The following is a 13,596-nucleotide window of genomic DNA, read 5'->3' on the forward strand; positions in this document are numbered from 1 at the left end:
CTGCCGATGCGAGCCATCGCCGTCAGCACGTTCGGTGCGGAACCCTGTCTCGTCGAGGTGCCGAAGCCCGGCCCCGCGACGGGCGAGGTACGGGTGAAGGTCGAGTACGCGGCGCTCAACCCGCTCGACTGGCAGACCGGGGACGGCGTCCGGGACGAGGCCGTCCCGCATGTGTTCCCGCTCGTCCTGGGCACCGATTTCGCGGGCCGCGTGGACATGATCGGCAGTGGCGACAACACCTTCCGGGTCGGTGACCCCGTGTTCGGCCGGGTGACGGCACCGCCCCTCGGGCGCTGCGGGGCGTACGGCGAATACGTGTGCGTCCCCCAGGACTCCCCGATCGCCCTGGTCCCGTCCGGCCTGCCGCTCCAGGTCGCCGCGGCTCTCCCCACGGCCGGTTCGACGGCCGCACAGATCCTTTCGAGCACGGCCGTACGCAGCGGGCTGACCCTGTTGGTCGTCGGGGCGACGGGCGGTGTCGGCAGCTTCCTGACCCAGCTCGCGGCTGCCCGCGGGACAGCGGTCGTCGCCGCCGTGCGGGGCGACGAGGGACGGCGGATGAGGGCCCTCGGAGCCATCGCCACCGTCGATACGGCCTCCGGCTCCGCAGCGCTGGAGGCCGCCGTGCGGGACCTGTACCCGGACGGCGTCGACGCGCTCGTCGACCTCGTCTCCACGGACACCGCCTCGTTCGCCGCGTACACCGCACTGGTGCGCGACGGCGGTGTCGCCGTCACCACGCGGGGTGTCGCGGCGCCCGGGGGCATCGCCTGGGCGGACTTCCGGCTCGCACCGACCGCCGCGCTGCTGGACGAACTGGCCTCGGCGGTGGCGAGCGGGGAGCTGACCGTGCCCATCGACATGGAACTCCCCCTGGAGAAGGCGCCGCAGGCACTCGTCCAGAACCGCGCCGGCGGGGCGCGCGGCAAGACCGTCTTCACCATCTGAACGACGACCGGGAGGGGCTCCTGACCGACCGGGGCGCGGAGACGACGAGCCCGCCGCGCTCCATGACGTGCGCACGGTCGGCAGCCGGCGGACGAGGGCGCTCGGCGCCCCCGCCCTCGGAGAGTCAGGTCAGGGCCGCGCGTCCGGATCGTGAGGGGTGCGCGCGCCCTGGAGGCGTTCCATCTCACGGCGGTCGCGCTTCGTCGGGCGGCCCGCGCCCCGGTCGCGGACCGGGACCTGGAGAACCGCCTCCCGTGGCGGCGGGGGCGGGCTGTTGTCGACGAAGCACTCGGCCGCCACCGGGGGCCCCACCCGCTTCTTCACGATTCTGGAAACGACGACGATCCGGTCCCGGCCCCCATGCCGCAGCCGCACCTCGTCGCCCGTACGCAGGGCCTGGGCGGGCTTCGCCCGATCGCCGTTGACCCGCACGTGCCCCGCGCGGCAGGCGGCGGCCGCCTGCGACCGGGTCTTCGTCAGCCGGACCGCCCAGATCCAGGCGTCGACCCGGACGCTTCCCTCCGCCTGAGGCGCCTCACCGGAAACCATGCGTACGACTTTAGACCGTCCCCCCGTCGCCGGGCGGTCTTCGTCCGATGCGGTGCCTTCGGGGTCTCAGGAGCCGAAGGCACCGCACATGACGTCGCCCATGTCGTAGGCGTACAGCTCCCGCTTGCACGCCCCGCACCTGCCGGGCGCGTGCTCGCTGAGCGACCACAGCTACGGGGCGACCCCGCCGCCCCGCCCCTGCGCGAGGTACAGGTCCTCGGGGCCGAACGAGCTCTCCAGGATCTTCGGGTTGCCGACGAGCCGCGTCGTACCGGGGCCCTCGTGGGTGCGCGGACGGATCGGCCGGCATGCCTGATCCATCGTCAGACACACCGGCCGGTCACGCCGGCGCCGCGCGGCGGTTCCCCCCGGGCACATCCGGACGACGCCCATCGGACGCCCATCGGGCACGCACCGCACGGACACAGGCCGCAGGAGGGCTTCCGGTTCAGACGCCGATGTCGCCGCCGTCCTTGCGCCAGACGGCGACGACCGAGGGGCGGACGATCCTGCCCGGCCCGTCGGGCCAGGTGCTGGCCGGCTTCTCGACGGAGGCGCCGTCGACCTCGCCGGGGTGCTGCACGGCGACGAGCACGCGGCGGTCCTGAATCACCGGGCCACAGGTCTCCGCCCCGGTCGGGACGGTCAGGAACTGCCGGAGCTCCCCGCGTCGTTCGCCCTGCGTCGCCACGCCGAACAGTCCGTCGTGCGAGCCGAGCTGGTTGCCGTCCGTGGAGATCCACAGATTGCCGTGGTCGTCGAAGGCCACGTTGTCCGGGCAGGAGATGGGGCTGACCTTCTCCTTGGGGAAGCCGGAGAAGTACGTCGCCGGGTCCTCCGGGTCCCCCGCGACGAGGAAGAGCCGCCAGGCGAACCCGTCGCCCGCCGGGTCGTCCCAGTGCTCCGCGAGCTCCAGGATCTGGCCGTGCTTGTTGGCGTTGCGCGGGTTCGCCTCGTCCGCGCCGGCCTTGCCCGCCTTGCCGCGGTCGGTGTTGTTCGTCAGGGCGACGTAGACCCGGCCGGTGCGCGGCGAGGGCTCGACGTCCTCGGGGCGGTCCATCTTCGTCGCGCCGACCTTGTCACCGGCCAGCCGGGTGAAGACGTACACCTCCTCGGCCGTCATGCCCGGGACGTGCGAGGTGGTGCCCGTGGCGAGCGGGATCCAGACGCCGCTGCCGTCGAACTCGCCGTCCGAGGGGAGCTTGCCCGTGCCGTCGAGCTCCGCGGCCGGGGAGTCGCCGGTCAGCTTGGCGACGTACAGCGTCCCCTCGTCCAGCAGCGTCAGGTTGTGCTCCCTGTCCGCCCTCGAGTTCCCCTTCCTCATCCGCTTGCTGGAGACGAACTTGTAGAAGTAGTCGAACCGTTCGTCGTCGCCCATGTAGACCACCGGGCGCCCGTCGGCGGTCAGCCGGGGCTGCGCGGCCTCGTGCTTGAACCGGCCGAGCGCGGTCCGCTTGCGGGGCGTCGAGTCGGGGTCGTACGGGTCCAGCTCGACGACCCAGCCGAAGCGGTGCGCCTCGTTGGGCTCCTGTGCCAGGTCGAAGCGCTTGTCGAACCGCTCCCACTTGCGCTCGGTCGCGGCCGTGCCGATGCCGTACCGCTTGTCGGTGTCGCTCGAACCGTTGGCGAAGTACTGGTTGAAGTTCTCCTCGCCGTGCAGCGTGGTGCCCCACGGCGTGGTGCCGCCGGCGCAGTTGTTCAGCGTCCCGAGCACCTTGCGGCCGGTGCGGTCCGCGGAGGTGCGGAGCAACGGGCTGCCGGCGGCCGGGCCGGTGACGCGGAATTCGCTGGTCGCGGTGAGACGGCGGTTCAGCGGGTGGCGGCTGACCGGCGCGAGTTTGCCGGTGCGGTTCTCCTCCTGGACGACCACCACGGAGAGTCCGTGCGCCGCCCAGGCGATCTCGACCTGCTCACGGGTCGGACTGGCCGGATCGTATCCACGGAACATCAGGATCTCGTCCGTGTACTCGTGGTTGGCGACCAGCACCTGACGGCCGCGCTCACCGCGGAGGGGGAGCAGGGAGAGGAAGTCGTTGTTGTAACCGAACTGGCCCGCCTGCGCCTTGGCGGACTGCTTGTCCGGGTCGAAGGCGGGAGCGCCGCGCAGAATCGGTTCGCCCCAGCGGATGACCACGTTCTGGCCGTAGCCGTCGGGGATCGTGACCCGGTCGTCCTTGTTGGGCGCCACGGCGGTGAAGCGCAGGCCCCGGGCGCCCGAAGGGGTGGGCTTCGGCTTTCCGCCGGGACGGCCGGCGAGCGGCGCCGCCTCGGCGGCCGGCGCCGTCGGGCCGGCGAGAGCGGCGGTCCCGGCGGCGGTGGCCACGGTGACCACGGCGGCGGCGCGCATCAGCGAACGGCGTGACAGGGCACCGGCGATGATGTCGCCGGCGTACTCGTTGTCGCTGGTGTTGGGGACCTCCTGGAAGCAGGCGTCACCGCAGCGGTAGCGGCAGGTCAGCGCAGAGCGCCCGCCCGGGTGCGAGCCGATGAGCGGCAGCAGATCGCGCACGTTTTCGTCCCTCCGTCTGTGTGTCACGCGTGACGGTAGGTGCGTATCCACGCCGTACGTGGGACGGCCGGTGAACAGAGGGTGAAGTCCGGGACACCGATGCGCTCCCGGCCGTCCGGGCCGCCGTCCAGGACTCGGTGACGACTCGGTTGGAGCTCGGTTGACACAGGGGCGGGCCGCGCCACCGAACGGCCGGATCCGGCCGCTAACCTTACGTATCCGCCCTGGCCAGGGATCAATTCCCGCAGTACGGACATTTATTGCAACCAACTCATGCGAAAGGCCTCGCCCATGGGCATTCGGAGCTTGCTGCGTAAGGTGTTCGGCCGGACGGAGCAGGACGAGCCGACCACGGCCACCGTCCCGCCCCAGGCCGAGCGCACCCAGCCCACGGAGACGGAGCCGGAGACCGCCACCTCGGCGGCCGAGCCCGCGAAGGCCTCGGTACCGGCCCCGGCCTCCTCGGACCGCTCGGCCGGCGCCGAGCACGACAGCGGCCAGGCGTCGGACCTGGTGGCTGCGGCATTCGACAAGACGACCGCGGCCTCCGCGGACACGTCGAGCGCCACGCCCGCGCCGAGGGTTCCGGCCCAGGGGTCGGACCCGGAGGCGGCTGCGGACACCGCGGGCGCCGGGAGCGACACGGCCGCCGAGTCCGCCGCCGAGCCCGAACCGGTCGTCGTGGCACCGATCACGATCGACATGGACCCGGAGCCGGAGGCCGGGACGGCGTCCGTCGCGGCACCTGTCGTGGCGGTCGAACCGGTGACGGAGAAGGCCGGGCCCGCGGGGGAAGAGGCGGAGGCCGCGGCCGAGACAGCTCCGGCCTCCGGCGTAGCGCCGGAGGCGTCACCTGCGGTCGAGGAGCCTGCCACCACTGAGGCGCCTGCTGACGGAACGCCTGTCGAGGACACGACCGACGCGCCCGCTGCCGAGGCCTCCGTCACTGACGCGTCCGCTGCCGACGCGCCTGCTGCTGAGACGCCTGTCGCCGAGGCGGCAGCCGAGCCGAAGACCGAGCCCGCCGCCGAGCCCGCCGCCGCGTCCGAGCCGGAAGCCGTGCCGGAGCCGGTCGCCGCGTCCGAGCCGGAAGCCGTGCCGGAGCCGGTCGCCGCGTCCGAGCCGGAAGCCGTGCCGAAGGCACAGAAGGCAGAACCGCCGGCCGCGCCCGAGCCCGCCACAGCCGAGCCCGTCGCCGAGCCGGTGGCGGCTCCCGAGCCGGTCACCGCACCCGAACCGGCGGCCACCGCCCAGCCCGTCGCCGAGCCGGTCGCCACCGTCGCCGAGCCGGTCGCCGCACCCGCCCCCACCCCCGAGGCTGCCGCCCCCACCGGGAAGCCCGCCGTCACCCTCGCCCGGGTCAAGGCGGCGGCGCCCGGGCTCGTCGCGCCGTACAAGGCCGCTGAGGCCGGGCTCAAGGCCCACGGGCTGACCGGGCTGCGTGCCACCGTGTATCTGGTGCTCGACCGGTCCGGGTCCATGCGGCCGTTCTACAAGGACGGCAGCGCCCAGCACCTGGGCGACCGCACCCTGGCGCTGGCCGCGCACCTCGACGCGACCGCGACCGTGCCCGTCGTCTTCTTCTCGACCGACATCGACGGCACCGGGGCGATCGACCTCACCGCCCACGACGGCCGGATCGACGAGCTGAACGCGGGCCTCGGCCGCCTGGGCCGTACGAACTACCACCGGGCCGTCGAGGAGATCGTCGCGCACTACGAGAAGTCCGGTGCCACGGGCCCGGCCCTGGTGGTCTTCCAGACGGACGGCGCCCCGGACGCCAAGGTGGCGGCCAAGCAGGCACTGGCGGACGCGGCACGGCTGCCGCTGTTCTTCCAGTTCGTCGCGTTCGGCGACGAGGACGCGAAGGCGTTCGACTTCCTGCGCAGGCTGGACGTCGAGAACGCCGGCTTCTTCCACGCGGGCCCCGCCCCGCGCGAGGTGCCGGACGCGACGTTCTACCGCGAGGTACTCGCCGGACTCCCCACCTGGGCCACCGCTCGAGGATTCGTCGCGGAGGACTGATCCACCGGCAGTTGTACGGTCACGGCGAGCCCGCCCTCCGGGCCGGGTGCCGCCGTGGCCGTACCGCCGTGGGCCACCGCGATGGAACGCACGATCGACAGGCCGAGCCCCGAGCCCTGTCCCATCCGGTCCCGCCCCTCACCGCGCCGGAACGGCTGGAAGAACCCGGCGATGTCCCCCTCGGCCACCACGGGTCCGGTGTTACGGACCACCAGGACCCCGTCCGCCGACAGTGACACCTCCACCCGCCCGCCGGGCACGTTGTACCGCACCGCGTTGGACAGCAGATTCGCCACCAGCTGCGCGAGCAGCTGCCGGTTCCCGCGGACGAGGCAGGGGCCGGACGCGACCGTGATCTCCGGGCCGGACGCCGACACCCGTTCCGCCGCCGACAGGGGCCGGGCGGCCTCCTCCGCGACCACCCGAGCCAGGTCGACCGCCGTGCGCTCGCTCTGCGCCAGCCCACCTTCGCTGCGCGCCAGCACCAGCAGGCCCTCGATGAGCCGTTCGCTGCGCCGGTTGTTGTCCAGAAGCGTCTGCCGGGTCCGTGCGAGGTCCTGCGGCGACGGATCGTCGAGGCCCACCTGGATCGCGGCCCGCTGGGTGGCCAGTGGGGTCCGCAGCTCGTGCGAGGCGTTGGCGATGAACCGCCGCTGGCTGTCGAACGCCTTCTCCAGCCGCGCCAGCAGCGAGTCCAGCGTCTCCCCCAGCTCCTTCAGCTCGTCGTCGGGACCACTGGAGGCGATCCGCTCGTGCAGGGTGTGTTCGGAGAGCCGCCGCGCCTTCGCGGTCATGGCGTGCACGGGCCGCAGCACCCGCCCCGCCGTCCACCAGCCGACGCCGACCGCGCACCCCGTCATGACGAGCAGCGCGGCGACCGACCAGTACAGGAGTTCCCGGCTCGCCGCATCGCTGACGTCGTCGGTGACGTCGTAGACCGTGGGCGGGCCGACGAGCCCACGCCGGTGCAGGGGGCCGTTGACCGCGAAGCCCGGCTGGGCGACCGCGGCGGACGTGGCGATGGCGCGTGCCTGCGAGTCCGTACCGGCACGCGAGGCCAGATTGACCGTGGCGAGCAGCGCCGTACCGAGGATGAGGAAGACCCCTCCGTACACGAGGGCGATCCGCATCCGGATCGTCGAGTGCCGGACCTGCTCGGGCCCGGTCGCCCGCACCAGCCTCAGCAGCCGGTTCACAGGGCGTACCCGACGCCCTGCACGGTGCGGATCAGCGCCGGTTCCCCCAGCTTGGCGCGCAGCTTGCTCATGCAGACGCGCACAGCGCCCGTGAACGGGTCGGCGTTGGCGTCCCAGGCCCGCTCCAGCAGCTCCTCCGCGCTGACCGTGCCGCCGTCGGCCTCCAGCAGCAGCTGCAGCACGGTGAACTCCTTCGGCGACAGGTCCAGGTCCCGCCCGTCCCGGGTGGCGGCCCGGCGCACACTGTCGAGCCGGATGCCGTGCCTCTCCAGCTGCGGCGGCACGGGCCGGGCGCTGCGCCGTCGCAGGGCGCGCACGCGGGACACCAGTTCTGGGAATTCGAAGGGTTTGCTCACGTAGTCGTCGGCTCCGAGGTCGAGCCCTTCCACCCGGTCCTCCGTGGTTCCGGAGGCGGTGAGCATCAGGATCCTGGTGCGCGACCCGGCGGAGACGAGCCTGCGGGCCACGTCGTCGCCGTGCACCCGGGGCAGGTCACGGTCCAGGACGACGACGTCGTAGTCGTGCAGCCCCAGATAGGCGAGCGCCGCGTCCCCGCTGTACACGGTGTCGACGGCGAATCCCGCCCGCCGCAGCCCGGTCGCCACCAGCTCCGCCAGGATCTCCTCGTCCTCGGCGACCAGTACCCGCATCGTGTTGTCCCCTGCCTCGTGCACGCGTGCCCACTCCTCCCAGGATGCGTCTTTGGTACGGGAAGGCATGTTTCGCAAAGCTCTCCGCGGCCGGGGCGGTCCTTGTCGATGTGAGTGGATCTTCCACGGACCGTTAGGATTTCGACCATGGCGGCCACTGGATCCGAGAAGCAAGGGGGCGACGGCGTGAAGAGTTTCTACGTATCGACCCCCATCTACTACGTCAACGACGCTCCTCACCTGGGCCACGCCTACACGACCGTCGCAGGCGACGTGCTCACCCGCTGGCACCGCCAGCGCGGCGAGAAGGTGTGGTACCTCACCGGCACGGACGAGCACGGTCAGAAGATCATGCGCACGGCCGAGGCGAACAACGTCACCCCCCAGGCCTGGTGCGACAAGCTCGTCGAGGAGTCCTGGAAGCCCCTCTGGGAGCACCTCGACATCGCGAACGACGACTTCATCCGCACGACGGAGAAGCGGCACACCGACCGTGTGCAGGAGTTCGTGCAGGACCTGTTCGACAAGGACCAGATCTACAAGGGCGGGTACGAAGGCCCGTACTGCGTCGGCTGCGAGGAGTACAAGCTCCCCGGCGACCTGATCGAGTCCGAGGACGGCACGAAGCTGTGCCCGATCCACAAGAAGCCGGTGGAGCTCCTCAAGGAGGAGAACTACTTCTTCAAGCTGAGCGAGTACGGCCCGAAGCTCATGGAGTTCTACGCGGCCAACCCGGGCTTCATCCAGCCCGAGTCGGCCCGCAACGAGATCGTGAACTTCGTGAAGCAGGGTCTGCAGGACCTGTCGATCTCGCGCTCCACGTTCGACTGGGGCGTCCCGGTGCCGTGGGACCCGAAGCACGTCATCTACGTGTGGATCGACGCGCTGCTCAACTACGCGACGGCGGTCGGCTACGGCGCCAACCAGGAGAAGTTCGACGGCACCTTCCCGGCGGACGTGCACCTGATCGGCAAGGACATCCTGCGCTTCCACTCGGTCATCTGGCCGGCGATGCTGATGGCGCAGGGCCTGCCGGTCCCCGGCAAGGTCGTCGCCAACGGCTGGCTGATGGTCGGCGGCGAGAAGATGTCCAAGTCGAACCTGACCGGCATCAAGCCGCAGGACCTGACCTCGCACTTCGGCGTGGACGCGTACCGCTGGTACTTCCTGCGGGCCATCGCGTACGGCAGCGACGGCTCCTTCTCCTGGGAGGACTTCAGCGCCCGCTACACCTCGGAGCTGGCCAACGACTACGGCAACCTCGCCTCGCGCGTCGCGGCCATGGTCGGCAAGTACTTCGGCGGCGCGCTCCCGGAGGCCACGGCGGCCGGTGACGCCGAGCGCGCGGTCCAGGAGGGCCTGGCCCGGGCGGTCGCCTCCGCCGATCAGAAGATCGGCGAGGAGCTGGACTTCCAGGGCGGCATCCTGGCGGTCTTCGACTTCGTGAAGCAGGTCAACGGCTACATCACGGAGCAGGAGCCGTGGAAGGTCGCCAAGGACACCTCGCCCGAGGGCCAGGCCCGGCTGGCGACCATCCTGTACACGGCGGCCGAGTCGCTGCGCGGCGTCGCGGTCCTGCTCAACGCGGTGATGCCGGACACCTCGCAGAAGCTGTGGGACTCCCTGGGCGCCGAGGCGTCCCTGGGCGCCCTGGCCGACCAGCGGGTGCAGGACGCGGGCGACTGGGGCCGGCTGCCCGTCGGCTCCACGGTGACGAAGGGTGCGGTGCTGTTCCCCCGCCTGGAGGAGAAGCCCGCGTAAGCGGCGCACACGGCGCAGGAGCCCGGGCCCCGGAGACAACGGGGCCCGGGCTCCTGGCTCGTCCCGGTGCGATTTCCCCGGTTCACCGGGCCAGGGATGCGGCGTCCCCCATCACGATCACGGGGTACTTGGCGGGATCCAGGGTGAGCAGGAGTTCGCGCATCCGGTCCTCGGTCAGCGAGACGCACCCCTGGGTGGGGCCGCCGTGGTCCACGTGGATCCAGATGCCGCCGCCCCGCTCCGCGCCGAGCGGCCGGGTACGGTCCAGCGGACTGGTGCCGGGGGTGCGGTTGTAGTTGATGGCGACGACGTAGTCGAAGGAGCCTTCGAGCGGCTCCCCCAGGAAGCCCTCGCCGCTCACCGCGAAGCGGGACTGTTCGTCGTACGGGAGCAGCGCGCCCGGGTCGGGCAGTCGTCCGCCCGCGTCGGTGAGGCCGAAGACCCCCGCGGGGGACCTGAGGTCGTCCGCGAGATGGTGGTCCGTCCAGCCCTCCATGCCGTTGTGGGCGGGCCAGGGGCCTGCCCCGGGTCTCCAGCCGAGGGCGGGGTCGTCGAGGTCGTAGAGCACCACCTCGGAGCGGTTCGAATCGGGGCCCTGCCCGGTCACCACGACGGCTTGCCGGGCCTCCGCAGGGATCTGCGCCCGGGTCTGCGGACCGAGATCCGGAATCTCCGCAGGATGGCGGAGTGGTTCCACGGACCAAGGCTGCCCGGCCGAGGCACCGGGGCCTGCCGCAGCGCGGGGCCCGGCCGGGTCGGTAGTCTGCACCGCTCCTGCGGAACAGCCGATGACGAGCAGGAACAGGACGACGAGCAGGGCGTACGGGCGACGCGTGACGGACACGGTGCGGAACTCCTCGGTGAGGGCGGACGAGCACTTCCCGTGCCAGTCCTTGCCGGGCCCGACGGAGCCGGACCGGAACCGGGGGCCATCGGGATGTACCCGGTTCGGGTGCCCGAGGTCCGCAAAGTCCCACATGGTCCACCCGTACGCAGGAAGAGCCCGGAACCGTCGCGCTGGTACGCCGCGGTTCCGGGCCCTGCCCCGGGGGCTTCCGTATCCCTAGAGGCCGGTGCCGTCGTGGGTGCCGTCCGGGTCGACACCCATGGTGATCGACCCGACCACGCCACGTGCCATCTTTCCCTTGCGGTACGAGAGTTTCAGCAGCCCGCCCGTCACACCGCTCCGGTCGTAGACGGTGTCCTCGGTCAGGGTCGTCCGGGTGGTGGTGCTCGTCGAGTACGGCTCTTCCTCGGCGGAGTCGAGGACCGCCGACTCGGCGAAGAAGAACTGGCCGGTGTGGCAGGTGTGCCCGCCCTCGTACCCGGCGTCGGTCATCTTGCCCCCGACGTGCACCTTGGTGTGGATGTGCACGGCGCGGCCCTGGTACCAGCCGGGGAAGAGCGTCGTGAACTCCACGTACCCGTGCTGGTCGGTGAGTTGGGTACCCCGCAGATAGCGCTCCTCATCGGTGGGTTCGCTGTGGCCCCCGCCGCCGCCCGGGCCACCGGAAGGCGGTGTCCCGGTGGGGGTTCCGGTCGGTGCGTCCGTGGGGGTTCCGCTCGGCGGGGTGCCGCCGCCGGGGCCGCCCTGGCTCATGCTTTCGTAGCCGGAGTAGATCCCCAGGGCGTCGCAGTGCCAGATGTCGACGGCCGCCCTCTTCAGCGGCTTGCAGGTGTCGGAGTCGATCACCTTCAGACGCAGGGTCAGCGGGATGCCCTCCTTGTCCTCCGTGATGTCCTTCCGGATCCTGTCGGCGTCGATGTAGTACGGGCCCTCGGTGGTTTCCGAGGTCAGCCGGTAGCACGCCTCGCCGGCCGCAGCGCTGCTCTCCTCGTCGGCCGAGGCGGTGGCGGCGACCCCGGCCCCGACCGTCGCGGCTGCCACGACCGCCCCACCGGCGAGGATCACCCGGCGTCGGGTCAAGTCCTTCTTGTGCGCGGGTCCCTGGTTCTCTGTCATGACGCGAGAGGTTAGGGAGCCCAGCTGGCAGGAACATGGGTGTCAGCTGTGCGTTCCTGTGCGCATGACATCGCCACCGGCAGCGCCGGGAAGTGAAACAGTCCCCGGCCGGGTGGCCGGGGACTGTTTCACGTGGAACCGGAGCGGAACCGCCGACGCCTACTTCGCGCCGGTGTCCCTCGCCACGGAGTCCTTGGCCTCCGCCTTGTCCTTCGTCGTCGCGACGGGCTTGCGGAGCTGGATGTTCAGCTCGCGCAGGCGGGTCTCGTCGAGCTCGCTCGGGGCGCCCATCATCAGGTCCTGGGCGTTGCCGTTGAGCGGGAAGGCGATCGTCTCGCGGATGTTGGGCTCGTCGGCCAGCAGCATCACGATGCGGTCAACGCCCGGGGCGATGCCACCGTGCGGCGGGGCGCCGAGGCGGAACGCGCGCAGCATGCCCGCGAACTCCCTCTCGACGGTCTCCGCCTCGTAACCGGCGATCGCGAAGGCCTTCAGCATGACCTCGGGCTCGTGGTTACGGATGGCGCCGGAGGACAGCTCGATGCCGTTGCAGACGATGTCGTACTGCCACGCCAGGATGTCGAGCGGGTCCTTCTCCTCCAGGTCCTTCATGCCGCCCTGGGGCATGGAGAACGGGTTGTGCGAGAAGTCGATCTTCCCGGTGTCCTCGTCCTTCTCGTACATCGGGAAGTCGACGATCCAGCAGAAGCGGAAGACGCCCTCCTCGAAGTGGCCGGCGCGCTTGGCGGCCTCGACGCGGACGACGGACATGATCTTGGAGACCTCGTCGAACTCGCCCGCGCCGAAGAAGACGGCGTGGCCGGGGACGAGGGAAAGACGCTCGGTGAGGGTCTTGGTGTCCGTCTCGGTGAGGAACTTGGCGATCGGACCCGCCAGCGTGCCGTCCTCGCCGACGCGGACCCAGGCGAGGCCCTTGGCGCCGTGCTCGACCGCGTACGCACCGAGGCCGTCGAAGAACTTCCGGGACTGGCCCGCGGTGTCCGGCACCGGGAGGGCGCGGACGTGCTTGCCGGCGAAGGCCTTGAACTCCGAGTCCGCGAAGATGTCGGAGATGTCCACGAGCTCCAGCTGGGCCCGCAGGTCCGGCTTGTCGTTGCCGTACTTCAGCATCGACTCACGGAACGGGATGCGCGGGAAGGGCGAGGTCACGTGGCGGCCGTTGCCGAACTCCTCGAAGAGCTCGGTCATGAGCTTCTCGATCGGCCGGAAGACGTCCTCCTGCTCGACGAACGACATCTCGACGTCGAGCTGGTAGAACTCGCCCGGCGAGCGGTCGGCGCGTGCGTCCTCGTCGCGGAAGCACGGCGCGATCTGGAAGTAGCGGTCGAAGCCGGAGATCATCAGCAGCTGCTTGAACTGCTGCGGCGCCTGCGGAAGGGCGTAGAACTTGCCCGGGTTCAGGCGGGACGGGACCACGAAGTCGCGGGCGCCCTCGGGGGACGTCGCGGCGAGGATCGGGGTCGCCATCTCGTTGAATCCGAGGGCCACCATCTTGGAACGGATGGAGGCGATGACGGACGAACGCAGCATGATGTTGCGGTGCATGCGCTCGCGGCGCAGGTCGAGGAAGCGGTACTCGAGGCGCCGCTCCTCGTTGACCCCGTCCTCCGCGTTGATGGTGAAGGGCAGCGGGGCGGCCTCGCCCAGCACCTCGACCTCGGTGACCTCGATCTCGATCTCACCGGTCGGGAGCTCCGGGTTGACGTTGTCGGCGCCACGCGCCGAGACCTTGCCGTCGATCCGGACGACGGTCTCCTTGGTCAGCTTCGACAGCGCCTCGTTGCCGGGGGTGCCGGGGCGGGCGACGAGCTGCACCAGACCGTAGTGGTCGCGCAGATCGATGAAGAGGATGCCACCCAGGTCTCGGCGATTGTGCAGCCAGCCGCTCAGCCGGACGTCGGAGCCGACGTCAGAGGCGCGGAGCTCGCCGCAGGTGTGGGACCTGTACCGATGCATCGTCGTTCATCCAGTCTT

General features: G+C 71.2%; 11 protein-coding genes. 3 read left to right on the forward strand and 8 right to left on the reverse strand.

Annotated features, from left to right (window positions below; genetic code table 11):
* Window positions 1–6: 6 nt before the first annotated feature.
* Window positions 7–948 carry an NADP-dependent oxidoreductase gene (locus tag JOC24_RS05935; RefSeq protein ID WP_205019045.1) on the forward strand — a complete coding sequence of 314 codons (942 nt, stop codon included), beginning with the start codon at window positions 7–9 and terminating at the stop codon, window positions 946–948.
* A gap of 129 nt (window positions 949–1,077) precedes the next feature.
* Here the strand turns inward: JOC24_RS05935 and JOC24_RS05940 are convergent, their stop codons facing one another.
* The 3 genes from JOC24_RS05940 to JOC24_RS05950 all read right to left on the reverse strand — a co-directional run bounded on the left by JOC24_RS05940 (window position 1,078) and on the right by JOC24_RS05950 (window position 4,006).
* Window positions 1,078–1,497 carry an RNA-binding S4 domain-containing protein gene (locus tag JOC24_RS05940; protein ID WP_205019046.1) on the reverse strand — a complete coding sequence of 140 codons (420 nt, stop codon included), beginning with the start codon at window positions 1,495–1,497 and terminating at the stop codon, window positions 1,078–1,080.
* 171 nt (window positions 1,498–1,668) lie between these two features.
* Entirely contained in the window at window positions 1,669–1,818 is a 150-nt protein-coding gene (locus tag JOC24_RS05945) for a hypothetical protein (RefSeq protein ID WP_205019047.1), read from the reverse strand.
* Between the two features lie 127 nt (window positions 1,819–1,945).
* Window positions 1,946–4,006, reverse strand: a complete 2,061-nt coding sequence (locus JOC24_RS05950) for a PhoX family protein (RefSeq protein ID WP_205019048.1) — start codon at window positions 4,004–4,006, stop codon at window positions 1,946–1,948.
* A 291-nt stretch (window positions 4,007–4,297) separates the two neighbouring features.
* On the opposite strand from JOC24_RS05950, the gene JOC24_RS05955 reads away from it, so the two are divergent.
* Window positions 4,298–6,031 (forward strand): VWA domain-containing protein, encoded by a 1,734-nt coding sequence (locus tag JOC24_RS05955; RefSeq protein WP_205019049.1) that lies wholly within the window; start codon window positions 4,298–4,300, stop codon window positions 6,029–6,031.
* Here the strand turns inward: JOC24_RS05955 and JOC24_RS05960 are convergent.
* Both JOC24_RS05960 and JOC24_RS05965 read right to left on the reverse strand, forming a co-directional pair.
* Window positions 5,965–7,161: a sensor histidine kinase gene (locus JOC24_RS05960; protein WP_205019332.1), complete on the reverse strand. Its 1,197-nt coding sequence runs from the start codon at window positions 7,159–7,161 to the stop codon at window positions 5,965–5,967. The genes JOC24_RS05955 and JOC24_RS05960 overlap by 67 nt on opposite strands.
* A 62-nt stretch (window positions 7,162–7,223) precedes the next feature.
* A complete protein-coding gene (locus tag JOC24_RS05965; protein WP_205019331.1) occupies window positions 7,224–7,877 on the reverse strand; it encodes a response regulator transcription factor in 654 nt (217 codons plus the stop codon).
* A 147-nt stretch (window positions 7,878–8,024) separates the two neighbouring features.
* Between JOC24_RS05965 and metG the strand changes: the two genes are divergently transcribed.
* Window positions 8,025–9,638 carry a methionine--tRNA ligase gene (gene metG, locus JOC24_RS05970; RefSeq protein WP_205019050.1) on the forward strand — a complete coding sequence of 538 codons (1,614 nt, stop codon included), beginning with the start codon at window positions 8,025–8,027 and terminating at the stop codon, window positions 9,636–9,638.
* A gap of 82 nt (window positions 9,639–9,720) precedes the next feature.
* Here metG and JOC24_RS05975 read toward each other — a convergent pair whose 3' ends face one another.
* The 3 genes from JOC24_RS05975 to aspS all read right to left on the reverse strand — a co-directional run bounded on the left by JOC24_RS05975 (window position 9,721) and on the right by aspS (window position 13,578).
* Entirely contained in the window at window positions 9,721–10,482 is a 762-nt protein-coding gene (locus JOC24_RS05975; protein ID WP_205019051.1) for a hypothetical protein, read from the reverse strand.
* A gap of 219 nt (window positions 10,483–10,701) precedes the next feature.
* On the reverse strand, window positions 10,702–11,601 hold the full coding sequence (locus tag JOC24_RS05980; protein WP_205019052.1) for an intradiol ring-cleavage dioxygenase: 900 nt from the start codon (window positions 11,599–11,601) through the stop codon (window positions 10,702–10,704).
* A gap of 159 nt (window positions 11,602–11,760) precedes the next feature.
* On the reverse strand, window positions 11,761–13,578 hold the full coding sequence (gene aspS, locus JOC24_RS05985; RefSeq protein WP_205019053.1) for an aspartate--tRNA ligase: 1,818 nt from the start codon (window positions 13,576–13,578) through the stop codon (window positions 11,761–11,763).
* Window positions 13,579–13,596: the final 18 nt, after the last annotated feature.

The sequence above is a fragment of the Streptomyces sp. HB132 genome (assembly GCF_016909575.1).
GTDB lineage: Bacteria > Actinomycetota > Actinomycetes > Streptomycetales > Streptomycetaceae > Streptomyces.